General features: G+C 66.6%; 17 protein-coding genes and 1 tRNA gene. 11 read left to right on the forward strand and 7 right to left on the reverse strand.

Annotated features, from left to right (window positions below; all coding sequences use genetic code 11):
* Positions 1-53 precede the first annotated feature (53 nt).
* The 6 genes from coaD (at position 54) to D3874_RS10020 (ending at position 4,420) form a co-directional block, all read left to right on the forward strand.
* The gene (gene coaD / locus D3874_RS09995; RefSeq protein ID WP_338016700.1) at positions 54-470 is read left to right on the forward strand and encodes a pantetheine-phosphate adenylyltransferase; all 417 of its coding nucleotides are present in this window, start codon (positions 54-56) and stop codon (positions 468-470) included.
* An 82-nt stretch (positions 471-552) separates the two neighbouring features.
* On the forward strand, positions 553-1,053 hold the full coding sequence (locus D3874_RS10000) for a peptidylprolyl isomerase (RefSeq protein WP_199699006.1): 501 nt from the start codon (positions 553-555) through the stop codon (positions 1,051-1,053).
* 160 nt (positions 1,054-1,213) lie between these two features.
* A complete protein-coding gene (gene queA, locus D3874_RS10005) occupies positions 1,214-2,254 on the forward strand; it encodes a tRNA preQ1(34) S-adenosylmethionine ribosyltransferase-isomerase QueA (protein ID WP_119777961.1) in 1,041 nt (346 codons plus the stop codon).
* Positions 2,251-3,378 carry a tRNA guanosine(34) transglycosylase Tgt gene (gene tgt, locus D3874_RS10010; RefSeq protein ID WP_119777962.1) on the forward strand — a complete coding sequence of 376 codons (1,128 nt, stop codon included), beginning with the start codon at positions 2,251-2,253 and terminating at the stop codon, positions 3,376-3,378. The genes queA and tgt overlap by 4 nt, the downstream gene beginning before the upstream one ends.
* 103 nt (positions 3,379-3,481) lie before the next feature.
* A tRNA-Lys gene (locus tag D3874_RS10015) sits at positions 3,482-3,557 on the forward strand.
* Positions 3,558-3,877: 320 nt separating this feature from the next.
* Positions 3,878-4,420, forward strand: a complete 543-nt coding sequence (locus D3874_RS10020; protein WP_119777963.1) for a hypothetical protein — start codon at positions 3,878-3,880, stop codon at positions 4,418-4,420.
* A gap of 234 nt (positions 4,421-4,654) precedes the next feature.
* Here the strand turns inward: D3874_RS10020 and D3874_RS10025 are convergent, their stop codons facing one another.
* The 5 genes from D3874_RS10025 to D3874_RS10045 form a co-directional block, all read right to left on the reverse strand.
* Complete coding sequence (locus tag D3874_RS10025; RefSeq protein ID WP_119777964.1) at positions 4,655-5,671, reverse strand: OmpA family protein; 1,017 nt, start codon at positions 5,669-5,671, stop codon at positions 4,655-4,657.
* A gap of 299 nt (positions 5,672-5,970) precedes the next feature.
* Positions 5,971-6,993, reverse strand: a complete 1,023-nt coding sequence (locus D3874_RS10030; RefSeq protein WP_158595924.1) for an OmpA family protein — start codon at positions 6,991-6,993, stop codon at positions 5,971-5,973.
* 123 nt (positions 6,994-7,116) lie between these two features.
* Complete coding sequence (locus D3874_RS10035; protein WP_119777966.1) at positions 7,117-8,109, reverse strand: OmpA family protein; 993 nt, start codon at positions 8,107-8,109, stop codon at positions 7,117-7,119.
* A gap of 633 nt (positions 8,110-8,742) precedes the next feature.
* The gene (locus D3874_RS10040) at positions 8,743-9,159 is read right to left on the reverse strand and encodes a hypothetical protein (protein ID WP_147385610.1); all 417 of its coding nucleotides are present in this window, start codon (positions 9,157-9,159) and stop codon (positions 8,743-8,745) included.
* A gap of 15 nt (positions 9,160-9,174) precedes the next feature.
* On the reverse strand, positions 9,175-10,104 hold the full coding sequence (locus D3874_RS10045; protein WP_158595925.1) for a glutathione S-transferase family protein: 930 nt from the start codon (positions 10,102-10,104) through the stop codon (positions 9,175-9,177).
* 143 nt (positions 10,105-10,247) lie between these two features.
* Between D3874_RS10045 and D3874_RS10050 the strand changes: the two genes are divergently transcribed.
* Genes D3874_RS10050 through rarD form a run of 3 tightly spaced genes read left to right on the forward strand, consistent with a single transcriptional unit; the run spans position 10,248 to position 11,981 of the window.
* Positions 10,248-10,742, forward strand: a complete 495-nt coding sequence (locus D3874_RS10050) for a tetratricopeptide repeat protein (protein WP_119777969.1) — start codon at positions 10,248-10,250, stop codon at positions 10,740-10,742.
* Positions 10,739-11,044: a hypothetical protein gene (locus D3874_RS10055; protein ID WP_119777970.1), complete on the forward strand. Its 306-nt coding sequence runs from the start codon at positions 10,739-10,741 to the stop codon at positions 11,042-11,044. The genes D3874_RS10050 and D3874_RS10055 overlap by 4 nt, the downstream gene beginning before the upstream one ends.
* A 22-nt stretch (positions 11,045-11,066) precedes the next feature.
* The gene (rarD, locus tag D3874_RS10060) at positions 11,067-11,981 is read left to right on the forward strand and encodes an EamA family transporter RarD (protein WP_119777971.1); all 915 of its coding nucleotides are present in this window, start codon (positions 11,067-11,069) and stop codon (positions 11,979-11,981) included.
* Positions 11,982-11,995: 14 nt separating this feature from the next.
* Here rarD and D3874_RS10065 read toward each other — a convergent pair whose 3' ends face one another.
* Positions 11,996-12,793, reverse strand: coding sequence for an enoyl-CoA hydratase/isomerase family protein (locus D3874_RS10065; RefSeq protein ID WP_119777972.1), 798 nt, complete (start codon positions 12,791-12,793; stop codon positions 11,996-11,998).
* Positions 12,794-12,831: 38 nt separating this feature from the next.
* On the reverse strand, positions 12,832-14,925 hold the full coding sequence (gene recG, locus D3874_RS10070; RefSeq protein ID WP_119777973.1) for an ATP-dependent DNA helicase RecG: 2,094 nt from the start codon (positions 14,923-14,925) through the stop codon (positions 12,832-12,834).
* Positions 14,926-15,113: 188 nt separating this feature from the next.
* Between recG and D3874_RS10075 the strand changes: the two genes are divergently transcribed.
* Together D3874_RS10075 and D3874_RS10080 are read left to right on the forward strand one after the other, a co-directional pair.
* Entirely contained in the window at positions 15,114-16,061 is a 948-nt protein-coding gene (locus D3874_RS10075) for an ABC transporter substrate-binding protein (protein ID WP_119777974.1), read from the forward strand.
* Positions 16,062-16,269: 208 nt separating this feature from the next.
* Positions 16,270-17,349: a quaternary amine ABC transporter ATP-binding protein gene (locus D3874_RS10080; RefSeq protein WP_199699007.1), complete on the forward strand. Its 1,080-nt coding sequence runs from the start codon at positions 16,270-16,272 to the stop codon at positions 17,347-17,349.
* Position 17,350: the final 1 nt, after the last annotated feature.

Here is a 17,350-nt window from a genome sequence, read left to right on the forward strand (position 1 = left end):
ACGCTTGGCCATCACGACATCATCCGCCGGGGGCCAAGCTGGTCGACCGGCTGGTGGTGGGCATCGGGGTCAATTCCGGCAAGTCACCGTTCTTCAGTTTCGAGGAACGCATGGACATGATGAACGAGATCGTCACCGATCTGGCCGACGAGCCCGGCATCGGCGCGATCGACGTGGTGCCGTTCAAGGGCCTGGTGGTCGATTTCGCCCGCGCCAACCAGGCGACGGTGCTGCTGCGCGGCCTGCGCTCGGGCACCGATTTCGACTACGAGTTCCAGATGACGGGCATGAACGCCACCATGGCGCCGGAGGTCGAGACCGTGTTCCTGATGGCCGATCTGGTGCACCAGGCGATCGCCTCCAGCCTGGTGAAGGATGTCGCCCGCCTGGGCGGCAATTTCGCCGCATTCGTGCCGCCTTCTGTGGCCCGGCGGCTGACCGCCAAGCTCGAAAGCCTGAAGTCGGCCTGACGGCCGATCCTCTTTACCCGAGACCTACCACAGGAGTTGGGGTATGAAGCGCCTGTTTGCATTCCTTTTAGCGATGTTTGCCATGACAACGACTGCCTCCGCCGCGACCGATCCCGAAAACACGCTGCTCCTGCAGCTCAAGGACGGCACGGTCGTCATCGAGCTGCGCCCGGACCTGGCGCCCCAGCACGTTGCCCGCATCAAGGAGCTGACCCGCCAGGGCTTCTATGACGGCATCGTGTTCCACCGCGTGATCGAGGGCTTCATGGCCCAGACCGGCGATCCCACCGGCACCGGCACCGGCGGCTCGGGCAAGAAGCTGCGCGCCGAATTCACCCAGGAGCCGTTCCTGCGCGGCACGGTGGGCATGGCCCGCTCGCAGAGCCCCGACAGCGGCGACAGCCAGTTCTTCATCTGCTTCCAGCCCTCGCGCTTCCTCGACGGCCAGTACACGGTGTTCGGCCGGGTCGTCTCGGGCATGGAATTCGTCGACAAGATCAAGCGTGGCCAGGGCCAGTCGGGCACCGTCGCCCCGCCGCCGGACAAGATCGTCTCGATGAAGGTCCAGGCCGACGTGAAGTAAATGGCGAGCCCTCTCCGCCCTCAGGGGGGAGAGGGTTGGGTGAGGTGGGCGCCGGCATAGAGTTCTATTCCACCGACCACCTCACCCTCCCGTTGCTTGACGCGACGGGCCCCTCCCTCTCCCCCGCAAGCGGCGGAGAGGGCAAAGGTGCAGCACCCTCATGAAAGTCGCCGATTTCGATTTCGACCTGCCGCCGGATCGGATCGCCGTTCGCCCGGCCGAGCCGCGGGAGAGCGCGCGCCTGCTGCGGATCACCGCCGACGGCCTGAGCGACCGCACCATCGGGGACCTGCCCGACCTGTTGCGTGCCGGCGACCTGCTGGTGGTCAACGACACCAAGGTGATCCCGGCGCGGCTGGTCGGTCGGATCGGCGAGGGGCGGGTCGAGGTCAACCTGATCCACGCCGTCGACGACCATACCTGGGAATGCTTGGCGCGGCCGGGCAAACGCTTTCGCCCCGGCAGCACGGTCGTGTTCGGCGCGCTTGTCGCCCACATCATCGCCAAGGCCGAGGACGGCACCATCACCCTGTCTTTCGATGTGGCGGGGGCGGCCTTGATGGCGGCGCTGGACCGGGTCGGCACCATGCCCCTGCCGCCCTATATCGCGCGCAAGCGCGAACCCGACGACCAGGATCGCACCGACTATCAAACAGCCTTTGCCGAGCGCACCGGCGCTGTCGCGGCGCCCACGGCCGGCCTGCACCTGACCCCGACCATGCTGGGCCGGCTCGACGCGATGGGGGTCGAGCGGGTGGCGGTGACCTTGCACGTGGGGGCAGGGACCTTCCTGCCGGTCAAGGTCGACGATACCGACGATCACAGGATGCACGCCGAATGGGGCGAGGTGAGTGCCCATGCCGCCGCGCGCATCAATGCCGCCCGTGCCGCCGGCAAGCGGATCGTGGCCCTGGGCACCACGGCCCTGCGCCTGATCGAAAGTGCGGCGACGCCGGCCGGTACCGTGGCGCCTTTCGGGGCCTGGACGGATATCTTTATCACGCCAGGCTACCGCTTCCGCACCGCCGACCTGCTGCTGACCAATTTCCATCTGCCGCAATCGACCCTGTTCATGCTGGTCTCGGCCTTTGCCGGGACGGCGCGCATGAAGGCGGCCTATGCCCATGCCGTTGCCCAAGGGTATCGTTTCTATTCCTATGGCGATGCCTGCCTGATCGACCGAGTGGATCCTGGCTCATGACCGCGACCGATTTCCGTTTCCATGTCGAGGCGCGCGACGGGGCCGCCCGGGTCGGCAATATCCGCACGGGGCGCGGTGTGATCCGCACGCCGGCCTTCATGCCGGTGGGCACGGCCGCGACGGTCAAGGCGGTGCCGCCCGAGGCGGTGCGCAAGGCCGGCGCCGACATCCTGCTGGGCAATACCTATCACCTGATGCTGCGGCCGGGGGCAGAGCGGGTGGCCGGCCTGGGCGGGCTGCACAAGTTCATGAACTGGCCCCACCCGATCCTGACCGATTCCGGCGGCTTCCAGGTCATGTCGCTGGCTTCCCTGCGCAAGATCACCGAGGAGGGTGTCGCCTTCCGCTCGCATCACGACGGCAGCGCTCACGCCATGTCGCCGGAGCGATCCATCGAGATCCAGCGCCTGCTCGATTCCGACATCGCCATGCAGCTCGACGAATGCGTCGCCCTGCCGGCCAGTCGCGAGGAAACCGCCCGGGCGATGCAGCTCTCCCTGCGCTGGGCCCGGCGATCGAAGGCAGCCTTCGAGGCCAGCGCGCCGCCGCCGGGCCGGGCGCTGTTCGGCATCGTGCAGGGGGGCACCGAGCAGGACCTGCGGCAGGAATCGGCGCAGGGCCTGATCGAGATCGGTTTTCCCGGCTACGCCCTGGGCGGCCTGGCAGTGGGCGAGCCGCAGGCGGTGATGTTCGAGGTCATCGCCGCCACCACCCCGCACCTGCCGCAGGAGCGGCCGCGCTACCTGATGGGGGTGGGCAAGCCCGCCGATATTGTCGGCGCCGTCGCCCGCGGCATCGACATGTTCGACTGCGTCATCCCCACCAGGTCCGGCCGCAACGGCCAAGCCTTCACCCGGCAGGGCGCCGTCAACATCCGTAACGCGAAATACGCCGATGAGCCGCGGCCGCTGGACGACAAGTGCCGCTGCCCGGCCTGCCGGGACTACTCCGCCGCCTATATCCACCACCTGGTACGGTCGAGCGAGATCCTGGGCGCCACCTTGATGACCGCGCACAACCTGACCTATTACCAGGATTTGATGGCCGGGCTGCGCACGGCGATCCGGCGCGGGCAACTCGCCGCCTTCGTCGCGGATTTCGAGACCGGCGCCGCCGACTATTAGTAAAGCAGGCGAGGGGCTATTGACCCCGGGGTAGCCACCCCTCTAAGGTGCGCGCCGCGGCCGAGTCGACTATCGTTCGAAGCCGTATGTCCCAATTTGGTGAGAGCCGGTAGCTCAGTCGGTAGAGCACGAGACTTTTAATCTTGGGGTCAAGGGTTCGATTCCCTTCCGGCTCACCAAATGCCCGGCGGCCGGCCTATCGCCGCCGAATTGACCCAAGTCGCCCAGATCCCGCAATCTTGGTTTCTTTTTCTCGCCAGCGGACTCCCTGCTGGTGTATTTGTGGTCAATAGATGATTCGACTTGTTCAAGGGGCATGGGGATGTCGTCGACCCGTATTGCATTCGCGGCGTTGACTGTCGCTCTGGGGTTGCAGGCCTGTTCGATGTTTGGGGGCAAGCCCGAAGAAGCAGCAGTGACCGCGCCGCCGCCCGCGCCTGTCGCGGTGGCACCTGTCATACCTGAAATCACCGGCCCGTTGGTTGCCGGCGGGCCGCCGATGCCCAGCCGCAAGCCGACGGCCGCCGCCGGCACCACCGTGGCAATGCCGCGGCCAGCGCTCCCGGCCCTGCCGGTCGCCCCTGGCGCGCCCAAGATCGGCCCCGGCAACCAGATCCAGGCCGATGTCGTCGCCCCCACCATCTGCCGCAAACCGGCCGAGGTTTCCGCCGACGATGTCCGCCGACTGCAGACCGAGCTGATGGTGGCGGCCTTGCGCTGCCACAAGAATCCCGACTTGAAGATCGCCGACAAGTACAATGCCTTCGTGCGCAAGTTCTCGCCCGAGATGGTCAAGCAGACCAAGGCGTTGCAGGCCCTGTTCAAGCGCCAGTTCGGCACGGCCTACATGAAGCAGTTCGACATCTACGTGACCGCCCTGGCGAACGAAATTTCCCAGCGCGGCGGCAAGACGTACGACTATTGCAAGGTGGCTGACGGCCTGCTCGACAAGGTCAATGCCGTGAAGGCCGAAGAACTCGGCACCTTCTCGGCGACCGCGCCGATGGTCGTGCGCAGTTCCTTGAACGGCAAGACCTGCTGAACTTCGGTACCCTGCCCGGCCGGTATTCTCGGAGCCAGTATCGTCATCCCGGCGTAGGCCGGGTTCCATCGTAGGGCAGCACGAGATGTCACAATGGATTCCGGCCTTCGCCGGAATGACGGCAGTGGGCTGAACCTAAAATCCCAGCAATGCCAAGGTCTCGGCCTTTGCGCGCAAAGAAAAGGGCGCCGGGTTGCCCCGGCGCCCTCGATCCTGTGCCTGGATCGTGATGAATTACATCACGATTTCGACGCGGCGGTTCTGCGGCTCACGGACGCCATCGGGGGTCGGGACGAGCGGGGCGCTCTCGCCCTTGCCGACGGTGGTGATGTTGGCGGCCGGAATGCCCAGACCGACCAGCACCGTGGCAACCGCCTTGGCGCGCTTCAGCGACAGACCCTGGTTGTAGGCGGCCGAACCCGAACGGTCGGCGTGACCGGTCAGTTCGATGCGGGCGACGCCCAGCGACGAGGCTGCATTGGCCGCGTCCTGGATGATCGCCTGGGCTTCCGGGGTGATCGCGGTCGAGTTCCAGTCGAAGAACACGATGTACGACCGGGCATCCGCCGGGGCGGGAGCCGGAGCCGCCGCCGGGGCCGGTTCGGCCATCGGCGCAGCGCCGGTGCCGAAGTTGTAGGTCAGGCCGGCCATGATGTTGTGCGTAGCATATTCGCTCTCGATCGTGCCGCCGCCCGGCGCGTCGAACTCGGGATCGAGCGTGGCGAAATAGCGGTAGTCGACGAACAGCGACAGGCCGCCGGTGACGGCAACCTTTACGCCGGCGATGCCCTGGTAAGCGAAGACCACGTCGTCATCGTCCACACGGGCACCAGGCACGCCGATGTCATTGGCGTATACCCAGGCAGCACCGATGCCGGCACCGATGTACGGGGTGAAGCGCGATGAATTCTCGAAGTCGTAGAGGGCGTTGATCATCACGGCGAGCGAGGACAGGTTGCCGTCCACATCGACCGTGGCGCCGCCCGACGAGATTTCGTCGGCTTCGTTGCGGCGATAGGTGACCTCGGCTTCGACGCGGGGACGGCCGAAGTCGTAGCCCATGGCACCGCCGGCGGCCCAGCCGTTGTCGGTCGACAGTTCGCCGTCGGCGCCGCCCGAGCTGATCTCGAGATCAGGCTGAATGACATAGCCGCCGAAAGCACTGAGGTAGGGGCCGACGCGATCCGCATGAGCGGCCGACGCGGCAACCATGAGCGCAGCAGCGCTGACGAGACCCAGGGTAATGCGCATTGTCTTCTCCGATTCGACTACGTTTTTGAACCTACCGCCGTCTTGGGAGCTTTCCAAGGCGGAACCGTGCCTAGATTTCCGGCAGGTCGGGCGCGAGGTCAACAACTCTCCGGCAAACTTTGCCTGGCCCGAGCCGGTCGCCGCCAAGTGTTGCTTCAATGCACCTGTTGGCGCGAATAACACAACTTAAAAGTGATTTATTCTCATGGTCCATCAAATTACAACGCGGGGTAGCCAGAAACGGAAAAGGGCGCCGGGTTTCCCCGGCGCCCTCGATCCCGTAGCTGGATCGTGATGAATTACATCACGATTTCGACGCGGCGGTTCTGCGGCTCGCGGACACCATCGGGGGTCGGGACGAGCGGGGCGCTCTCGCCCTTGCCGATGGTGGTGATGCCGGCGGCCGGGACACCCAGGCCGATCAGCACCTTCTTCACGGCATTGGCGCGACGCACCGAGAGGCCCTGGTTGTAGGCGGCCGAGCCCGAACGGTCGGCGTGACCGGTCAGTTCGATGCGCGAGACGCCCAGCGACGAGGCCGCATTGGCCGCATCCTGGATGATTGCCTGGGCTTCCGGGGTGATCGCGGTCGAGTTCCAGTCGAAGAACACGATGTAGTTGCGGGCGACTTCGGCCGGCGGGGGCGCCACGGCCGGCGGGGTCGGCTCGGCGGTGACGATGCCGGTGCCGAGGTTGTAGGTCAGGCCCACCATGAGGTTGTGGGTGGCGTATTCGGCATCCAGGTCAGGACCGGCGCCAGGCAGGTTGAAGCTGGGGTCGAGAGTCGCGAAATAGCGATAGTCGACGAACAGCGACAGCCCCTCGGTGACGGCGACCTTCACACCGGCGATGCCCTGGTAGGCGAAGACGACGTCGGTGTCGTTCAGGAAAACGGGGCCGGGGTCCACACGGCCGTCAGCCGCGTCGATCACCCCGACACCGATACCGGCGCCGAGGTAGGGCGTGAAGCGCGACGAGTTGGTAAAGTCGTAGAACGCGTTCAGCATGACCGCCAGCGCCGAGACATGACCCGCCAGCGGGGCGGAGGCACCGCCGGCGCTGATCCGGTCGTTTTCGTTGCGACGATAGCTGACTTCTGCTTCGAGGCGGGGGCCGCCCCAGTCGTAACCGAAGGCGACGCCGCCGGCCCAACCGTCATCGAATTCCGCCTCGGCGCTGGCGGTCCCGACCTCGAGGTCGGCGTCCTGCAGAATGACATAGCCGCCGAAGACGCTGCCGTAAGGGCCGACCCGCTCGGCATGAGCGGCGGCACCGGCGACCATGATCGCGGCGGCGCTAACGAGTCCCAAGGTAATGCGCATAGGTATCTCCGTTTCGATTCGTTTGGACTTCATCACATGACGTCGGCGCAGCCTGTTCAACTGCGCCGACGGTACTGGTTCACTTGACGGCGGGCGAGTGGTCCACCTTTACCCGTCAATGTCTTACGGCAGAACGATCTCGACGCGACGGTTCTGCGGTTCACGAACGCCATCGGGAGTCGGCACCAACGGTGCCGTCTCGCCCTTGCCGACGGTGCTGATCGAGTCGGCCGACACGCCGAGCGCCACCAGTTCCGCCTTCACGGCATCGGCGCGCTTCAGCGACAGGCGCTGATTGTAACGGGCCGAGCCCGACCGGTCGGCATGGCCGGTCAGCTCGATACGGGTCACGCCCAGTTGCTGCGCGGCAGCGGCCGCATCACGGATGATCTGCGAGGCTTCGGACGAGATCGCGACCGAGTCCCAATCGAAGAACACCATGTAGGAGCGGGCGAGCACCGGCGCCGGGGCCGGCTCGACCATCGGGGCGGGTTCGGCCGGCGGCGGGGCGGGCGGGGTGCCGAAGTTGTAGGTCAGGCCCGCGGTGATGATGTGCTGCTCGTATTCGAACTTGACGCCGCCCAGATCGGTCTCGAGCGTGCGGAAGTAACGATAGTCGACCAGGCCCGAGAGGTTCTCGGTGATCGAGACCTTGGTCCCGACGATGCCCTGGTAGGCCAGGACCGTATCGGTGTCATTGTCGTCGTCGAGATAGGCGGCGCCCATGCCGAAGCCGATATAGGGGGTGACGATCGAGGTGTTCTCGAAGTCATAGAGGGCATTGATCATGCCGGAGATGGCCGACAGGTCATCCTCGTCGCCGGCCTGGATGGGGGCGAAGCCGTCGAGATCCAGGGAGTCGAGCTTGTTGAAGTGGTAGGCGCCTTCGAATTCCAGGCGGCCACGGCCCCAGTCATAACCGACCGCGGCGCCGCCGATCCAACCGTCTTCGAAGGACAGATCGCCGTGGAAGGGACCCACATCGACCCCGACATCCGGGTTGATCGTGTAGCCACCGAAGCCGGTGATATAGGGACCAGACACCATGTCGGCCTGCGCGGCTGCGCCAGCAACGAGAATAGCGGCTGCGCTAACCAGACCCAGGGCAAGTCTCATGACCGTCTCCGTTCAATTCATTATCGTTCAATGCATCCGTTACGGGTTCCAGCCTGGCCCAACGTAACGAAAACTCGACATGGTGCGGTGCGAGGAACCAAGGGCGATCCTGACCGGAAAAACAGACCGCAATTCAGGCGCCAAGTACCTAATGCACCAACCACTTTCGCAGTGGCAATGTATTCTCGCCCCCTGATAGCGACAACTGCCGATTTGGAGACCCTCCAAGCTTGGGGCAACTCTGGGGCAAGTGTTGCGGTGCAGCCACAGTCGGGCTGGATCGCACCAAAAATAGGTGACGCCATGGCCATGAATGTAACCGGAATGAAGTGTTGCTTGGGGCGAATAGTCTTGTCGGCCGGCCTGATCGGTTCGGTTGGTGTATTGACTGGTTGCGAATCTCTTTCGGCCCTCGGCCTGACCGATTCCCGCCTAGCCAACCCCAGTGGCGACACTTGGCCCGGCGCCGATCGCGCCGCCTACGACAAGATGACGGCGGAAAGCCATTGCCGGGAGACACTGGCCCAACCGGATTGCCGGATCGTGCCCGCCGCCACGGCGCCGGCAGCGCCGGGCCAGCCGGCGGTTCTGTCACCGGCCGGCGCTCCCGGCGCTAGGTGACAGAGAGCGCGTTCAGGTGCTCAGACCCAGCCGGCCGGCGAGGGCCACGATGTAACGGCGGTCGCCCGGATCCAGGGTGCCGGCCGCCAGGTCACGGGCGAATTCTTCCAGTTCGGTGCGCGTTTCGACCGACACGCCCGCCTGCGCCGTCAGGCGCTGCAACAAGGCCCCCAGGTTGCCGTCGTCGACCGCGGCGGCGGCAGGCCCCTCGGCGACGTCGTCTTCGGTGTCGAAATCGATCGAGCCGTGATCGAAATCGGCTTCCAGGCCGCCACCGCCGCCCAGGCGTGGCAGGGCTTCCGCCCAGTCGAGGCCCAGTTCATCGGCCAGTGTTGCGACACGCCGGGCATTTTCGACGACGATCGCATCGTCATCGGCGGCGAGCCCTTGCAGTGCCTCGATCAATTGATCGCGTCGATCCCGGTCCATGGGCCTCCTCACACATCAGGAATTGGGCAACCGGCGTAGCAGATAGCCGGTGCGGGGGAAATGCACGACCACGCTGCCGACCGCGGAATCTTCGCGCAGGAGTGAAATCCGCTCGCCCGTCAGGCCCGCCAGACGCCCGGCCACCGGGTCGCGGCCATAATCGTCGGCCATGACGGTCACGCCATCGCCCGGCGCCAGGCCGGTGATATCGCCCGGCTCGAAGGGGAGGTCGGCTTCGGGGGCGGCGGCGCGGGCGATGTCCAGCGCCGCCGCCTCGTCGAGGGGCACCTCGATGCCATGGCCGAAGGCGGCGATGCGGTCCATCCAGGCGGCCAGGGCGGGCAGGGGGCCGAACAGTGCCGCCTGGCCCGGATAGGAATTCCGCACGAACCAGACGACATGATATAGGGCGAAATCCGCCTCGCCGGGGGCCGAGCCGCGCAGATAGGGATTGGCCCCCAGCAGCGCCTGGGCCGCGGCAAGATGGGCTTGCAACTGGCCCAGCATGGCCGGCCCGGCTGCTTCCATCTGCTCGATGTCGAGGGGGCTGCCGCTGAGCTGGCGGCGATCTTCCAGGAACGGCTCGGGAACGAAGCGGGCGATGGCGCCGAAGACGACCGCCGCGCCACAGGCAAAGACCGTGTGATCCGCCCACCAGGACAGGATGTGATCGCTGCCGCGCCCGGCCGCGCCGCCGGGATGATAGGTCGGCAAGGGATGGCGCCGCTCCACCTCGTCGAGGATCAGCTTGGTGTCGCAATAGATGTCGGCGCCGATCTGCAGCACCGGGGTGCGCCGGTAACCACCCGTCAAGGGCAGCAGGCTAGGCTTGGGCATCATCATCGGGATCGTCACCGACGACCAGGTCAGCCCCTTGTAGCCCAAGGCGACCCGGGTTTTCTCGGAAAACGGCGAGGCCGGATAATGATGCAGAATCAGGTCCATCAGCGCGTTTCCTCGGGTCTTTTCTGGCTGGATACAGTAGAGCATGGGGCGATTGATTGCCGAAGCGAAAGGCAGCCCTGCGCCGGCTTGGGCTTGCCAAGGGCGGCGAAGGCCGAGATGTTGGGCCCGTCATGGAGAAGAGAATGCGTGCGAGTGCAAGATTGGCGGCCGCCTTTTTCGGCCTGGGGCTGATGATGGCGACGGCGCCGGGCGCCCTGGCCGATCGCGCCGCCGGGGTGACGGCGCTGCACAACGGCGACTTCGCGACCGCGCTGACCGAGCTCAAACCCCTGGCGGAAGCCGGCGACGCCGCGTCCCAGTTCGATATCGGGGCGATGTACGACAATGGCCTGGGGGTGCCGCAGGACCGGGCCGAAGCGGCACGCTGGTATCTGCGCGCCGCGCGCCAGGGCGACCAGACGGCCATGTTCAACCTGGGCGTGATGTACGAAGACGGCGAAGGCGTCGGCAAGGATCCGGTCCAGGCCTATGTCTACTATGCCCTGGCGGTCGAGCAGGGCCCGCCCTATGCCGCGCGCAATCGCGACAAGGTGAAGTCCGGCCTGACGGCGGATCAACTCGCCCGGGCCGACGAACTGGTGCGGGCGTTCGCGCCGGTGCCCGAGAAGCAGCCGTGAGACGCCCCTTCAATCCCTCGCGCCCGCGCCGCGCCGGCCGCCGGCCGCCGCACCTGACGCCGCCGCTGCGCGGGCGTGACGGCGAGTCCATGGCCTGGTCGCAGACCGAGCGGGAGGTGCTCTCCACCGCCCGCCAGCTCGTCGATCAGTACGGCCCCGAGGCGACCAACATGGCCCAGATGCGCGCGGCCGAATTCGCCGCCATGGGCGATCCCGACGGCCTCGCCGCCTGGGAGGCGATCGTGGTCGCCGTCGAATTTCTGCTGGCGGCACGCGCCGGGGTTGGCCGGGGCCTGCATTGAGCGTCCGACAGTCATCAAGTAAATGAGCGACAGCCAGGTTACAGCCGACGCCCGGCAGCGCAGCCTGACCGGCGGCATCTATGCCGTCGTCGCCTTCACGGCCTGGGCCACCCTGGTGCATTACTGGAAGATGCTGGGCCAGGTTCCGGCGTTGGAGGTGATGCTCAACCGCGCGGTCTGGTCGGTCGTGTTCATCTTAGGCCTGCTGGCGCTGACCGGTCGCCTGGATGGCCTGGCGCGTGAGTTGCGCGAGCCGCGGCGCCTGGCTGTCTTCGCGGTCACGGCGGCCCTGCTGGCCGGCAACTGGTATCTCTTCATCTGGTCTGTGCAGGCCGGACGCGCGCTCGAGGCCAGCCTGGGCTACTACATCAATCCCCTGGTGAACGTCCTGCTGGGGGTCATCGTCCTCAACGAGAAGCTGTCGCGACCCCGGCAGGCCGCGGTGGCCCTGGCTGCCCTCGGGGTCACGATCCTGACCGTCCACCTGGGTGTGCCGCCCTGGATCGCCTTGTTGCTGGCGGGCTCCTTCGGGCTTTACGGCCTGTTGCGGAAAATGGCGCCGGCCGATCCCCTGGTCGGCTTTGCCATCGAAAGCCTGGCGATGGCGGTTGTCGCCTTGCCCTGGTTGGCAGCGCTGGAGCTGCAAGGCCAGGGGAGCCTGTTCCGCCTGGGCTGGCAGACCGATGCATTGCTGCTGCTGGCCGGGGTAGTCACCGCCTTGCCCCTGATCTGGTTCAACGCCGCTGCCAAGCGCCTGACCCTGTCCAGCCTCGGGCTGTTTCAGTATATCGCGCCGACCGGCATGTTCGTGATCGCGGTCTTCGCCTATGGCGAGACCTTCACCACCTATCACCTCGTCACCTTTGGCCTGATCTGGGCCGCGCTGGTGCTGGTGGCAATCGAATCAATCAGGACGATGCGCAGGCAAAATCAATAGCTTGAAGGCTATTGTTAATCCGTGATGTCGCGATAGCCGTGGTTGAGGTCGGACAGGAGTTCGGCAACCTCGCGCTGGCCCAGCAGTTCGATCAGGCGCTCGCGCTCGAGCGACGCGCCCACCTCGATCGGCGTGGCACGCGCACCGCGCACCAGGTGCTTGATGCGGGCGATGGCCGGGGGATGCTGGTCGGCCAGGCGCCGGGCCATGATCATGGCCGCATCGATCGCCAGGTCCGGGGCCAGTTCCTGGGCCAGGCCCAATTGCACCGCCTGGATGGGCGACACCGTCCGGCCCATCAAGATCAGCTCGAGCGCGCGCGCCTCGCCGATCAGGCGCGGCAGGCGCTGGGTGCCGCCGCCGCCCGGCAAAAGCCCCACATTGATTTCCGGCAGGCCGATCGCATGGTCGCCGTCCTCGACGATGCGGATGTCGCAGGCCAGGGCCAGTTCGAAACCCGTCCCCAGGCAGGTGCCGTTGATGGCCGCGATCCAGGGCTTGGGGCTTGCCTCGATCCGGCCGAGCACCTGTTCGAAGGCGACCAGCAGGGCGATGGCCGTGGCGGGCGCGCCGGTGTCGCCATCGCGCAGGCGGCGGCTGAGGTCTTCCAGCTCCTGGACCGAATAATGCGAAGCGAAGATGTCCTCCAGCCCGCCGGTGATGACAACCGCGCGGACCGTCGCATCCGCCTCAATCGAGGCGACGGTCGCGGCGAGTTCGGCGACGGTGTCGCTGCCGATCTGGCCCTCGGGCGGGCTGGCCAGGGTGACGAGGGCGATGCCGCTGTCGAGACGGACGGCGATCTGGGCCATGATGCGGGGTTCCTAGGGTCTTGAGTGGTGGCGTTCCGCTAGCCCGAACCGAGATAGCGAACCGCGGAATCACGTTCGAACAGGTACAGCAGGGTACGCAAGGCTTCGCCCCGCGCCGTGCGAAGCTGTGGGTCGCGCTCGAGGATCATGCGTGCATCATCATGCGCGATCTCCATCAAAGCACCATGACGGTCGAGATCCACCAGGCGAAATTCAGGCACGCCCGACTGTCTGGTGCCCAGAATTTCGCCGGCGCCGCGGATCTTCAGGTCGGCTTCGGCGATGACGAAGCCGTCGTCGGTATCGCGCAGGACCTCCAGGCGCTTGCGGGCGGTCTCCCCGGTATTGGCGGCATAGAGCAGGATGCAGAACGAGGCCTGGGCCCCGCGCCCGACCCGGCCGCGCAACTGGTGCAACTGGGCGAGGCCGAAACGCTCCGCCTGCTCGATCACCATGACCGTCGCCTGGGGCACGTCGACGCCGACCTCGATCACCGTGGTGGCGACCAGGAGCTTCAGGTGGCCCTGGGCGAATTCCTGCATCACCCGGTCCTTTTCGGCGGGCTTCAGGCGGCCGTGGACCAGACCGACGAGTTCCCCGAAACGCGCCTGCAAATGGCCGAAGCGCTCTTCGGCCGCGGCGGCGTCGCTGGTTTCGGATTCGGCCACCAGCGGGCAGACCCAATAGACCTGGGCCCCGCGGTCGAGGGCGCGGGCGACCGCCTCGACCATTTCGCCCAGGCGGGCCAGGGAGACCACCCGGGTATCGATCTTCTGGCGCCCCGGCGGCTTGTCCAGCAGGCGCGAGACATCCATGTCGCCGAAAGCCGTCAGGGTCAGGGTGCGGGGGATCGGCGTGGCGCTCATCACCAGGACGTCGAGGCCGTCCTCCTTGCCCTTGGCGGCCATGGTCAGGCGCTGGTCGACGCCAAAGCGATGCTGCTCGTCGATCACCGCCAGGCCTAAGTTCCGGTAGGCCACCCCGTCCTCGAGCAGGGCATGGGTGCCGACCACGATATCGATTTCGCCCCGGGCGAGCTGTTCCAGGATGCGCCGCCGGGCGGTGCCGGTATCGCGGCCGGTCAGGATGCCCAGGCGGATGCCGGCGACCTCGCACAGGGGGCCTAAGCTGGCGGCATGCTGGCGCGCCAGCAACTCGGTCGGTGCCATCAGGCAGGCCTGGGCGCCGGCTTCGATGGCGATCGCCATGGCGATCAGCGCGACCACGGTCTTGCCCGAGCCGACATCGCCCTGCAGCAGACGCAACATGCGGGTGGGGGCCGCCAGGTCCCCGGCGATTTCGGCGATCGCCAGTTCCTGGGCCTGGGTCAGCCGGTAGGGCAGGGCCGCGCGCAGCTTGTCCTGCAAGGTGCCGGTGCCGACGATCGGGCGCCCCCGCACCCGCCGCAACTGCCGGCGTACCAGGGCCAGGGCAAGCTGGTTGGCCAGCAATTCGTCATAGGCCAGGCGCTGCCGGGCGGCGCCGTCGACCGCGACATCGTCGGCGGATTGGGGCCGGTGAATGCTGGTCCAGGCGCCATGCCATTCGGGCCAGCCCTCGCGGGCCTTCAGCGGGCCGTCCAGCCAGTCAGGCAGATCGGTGGGGGCCTTGGCCAGGGCAGCCTGTACCGCCTTGGCCATCGGGCGGGTGGTGATGCCGGCCGACAGCGGGTAGATCGGCTCGACCGCCGGAATGCGCTCTTCCTCGTTCAGGGCCACGACATAGTCGGGATGCGGCATCTGGGCCTGGCCGTCATAGCTTTCGACCCGGCCGCTGATCAGGCGCGTGCTGCCCAGCGGCAGAAGTTTCTGCAGCCAGTCGCCCTCGGCCTTGAAGTAGATCAGGTGCATCTCGCCGGTTTCATCGCTGACCACGACCCTGTAGGGCTGCTTGGGCGAGCGCCCGGGCCGGTGGGCGTCGACGGTTACAGCGATGGTCGCGACCTGGTTGACCGGTGCCGCCGCGATGGTCGGCCGGGCACGGCGATCGACCAGGGCGAAGGGCAGGTGGAACAGGACATCGACCACCCGGTCGCCGCCCACCGCCTTGGCGATCGGCTTGGCCAGCTTGGGGCCTACCCCGGCCAGCGAGGTCAGGGGGGCGAAGAGGGGAAAGAGTCGGTCCGGGCGCATCGCCCGCGCAAGCTAACCGCCGCCCGCCAGGAACGCCACAGCGCCGTGGTCGTCGGCCGGACCAAGGCCTCCGGCAAATCCTTTTCTTCTCACGAAACAATTTTCATTGACGGTCTCGTCGCACCGCGCAACAGTTTTGTGCCTTGCACAATCATCGAGGCAGTGACCGGCTGTAAGGGGGATCGGGGATGATCAGAGGCCTGCGTACTGGTGCGCTGCTCGCCGCAGCGACCTTGGCGACATTTTCCATGGGGCCGGCCCGGGCCGAGTCCGCCGATCCGATCAAGATCGGCCTGCACGACTGGACGGGCGAGCACCTGACCGCGCGCATCGCCGGCACGATCCTGGAGAAGAAGGGCTTCAAGGTCGAATATGTGACGATCGACTATCTGAGCGGCCTGGTCGCCATGGAGAGCGGCGATATCAGCTTCATGCCCGAGCTGTGGGATACCACGGCCGGCGAGGCGATGGCCAAGGCCGATGCCTCCGGCAAGACCGAGCGGTTGGGCGCCCTGGGCCCCGACGCCCGCGAGGACTGGTGGTACCCGCTCTACATGAAGGAGAAGTGTCCGGGCCTGCCCGACTGGCAGGCCTTGCTGAAATGCGGCGAAGCTTTCTCCACGCCCGAGACCGCGCCCAAGGGCCGCTACATGGGCATGACTGGTACCTGGGGCGGCTATGACGAGGAGCGGGCCGAGGCCCTGAAGCTGCCCTTCGTCGTGGTCGACTCCGGGACCGAGGCGGCGATGTATGCCGAGTTGCAATCGGCCTATGAGCGCAAGGCGCCGATCATGCTGTGGGTCTACTCGCCGCACTGGGTGAGTTCCAAGTTCGAAGGCGAGTGGGTCCAATTCCCCCCCTACGCCGAGGGCTGCTACACGGACCCCAAATGGGGCGTCAATCCCGACAAGCCCTACGATTGCGGCAAGCCGACCGGCAAGATCTGGAAATACGGCGTCGGCGACATGAAAACCAAGTGGCCCACCGCCTATGCGGTGTTGAAGGCCTATACGATCGACGGGGCCGAACTCAACCTGATGGTCGGTGCCGTCGACCTCGAGCAGAAGCCCATCGAGGAGGTGGTTGCCGCCTGGATGACCAAGCATGAAGCCGAGTGGCAGGCCTGGGGCAAGTAGCACGCCTTCCCCTGTGCCCTTGGGTTAACCCGTCATTCCGGCGCAGGCCGGACTCCATTGCGACGTCGCGCGTTGCCCCAGAATGGATCCCGGCCTTCGCCGGGATGACGGCGGGGGTGAAATCGGTACCTCTAACGGCTCGCAAATCAGGTGCTGAAGCTCAGATTCTATCCGCCAGGTCCAAGGAAGAATGCCGTTGATACATCAGTTGCAAGGTGAGGCTGGGGCGGCGTCTTCGCCCGAGCTGGCGGCCGAGGGTCGCGAGCGGGCCCTGTTTCTCGACGAGATGGGGCTGGTCTGCCGCGATGTCTGGAAAGTCTACGGTACGGGCGCGCAAGCCTTCCTGGCCGCCAATCCCTGCCCGAGCGCCGATGAGCTGAAGGCCGCGGGCCTGATCGGCGCGGTGCGCGCGGCAACCCTGGTCGTGCCCCGGGGCGAGATCTTCGTCATCATGGGCCTGTCGGGGTCGGGCAAGTCCACCCTGGTACGCTGCATGTCCCGCCTGGTCGAGCCGACCGCGGGCGATGTCTTCTTCGAAGGGCGCAGCCTGTTGCGGGCGACGCCGCAGGAACTGATCGACATCCGCCGCCACAAGATGGGCATGGTGTTCCAGAGCTTTGCCCTGCTGCCCCATCGCACCGTGCTGGGCAATGTCTCGTTCCCCCTGGAGATCCAGGGCATCGCCAAGGCGGCGCGGGACGAGCGGGCCCATCACATGATCGAGCTCGTCGGCCTCAAAGGCCGCGAGCACTACTATCCGCGCGAATTGTCGGGCGGCCAGCAGCAGCGTGTCGGCATTGCCCGCAGCCTAGCGGTGGAGCCCGAGATCTGGTTCCTGGACGAGCCGTTCTCGGCGCTCGACCCGCTGATCCGGCGCGAGATGCAGAACGAGTTCCTGCGCCTGCAACGCCTGCTGTCCAAGACCATCGTCTTCATCACCCATGATTTCGACGAGGCCATCCGCCTGGCCGACCGCATCGCCATCATGAAGGACGGCGAGGTGATCCAGATCGGCACGCCCGAGGAACTGGTGATGAATCCGGCGACCGACTATGTCGCCGAATTCACCAAGGAAGTCTCGCGCGCCAAGGTGCTGACCGCCGGCTCGCTGGCCCAGCCGACGATCCCGGGCGAGGCGCTGGGGGCCATGGTCGGCGCCCGGTCGCGGATCGCTGAAATTGCCGGCCAGGCGGTGGCCAGCAGCCTGCCGCTGGGCGTGGTCGACGACGACTATCGGCTGATCGGCAAGATCGAACGCGACGCGGTCATCGCCGTCCTGGTCGGGTGAG

This window comes from Oleomonas cavernae (genome assembly GCF_003590945.1).
Lineage (GTDB): Bacteria > Pseudomonadota > Alphaproteobacteria > Zavarziniales > Zavarziniaceae > Zavarzinia > Zavarzinia cavernae.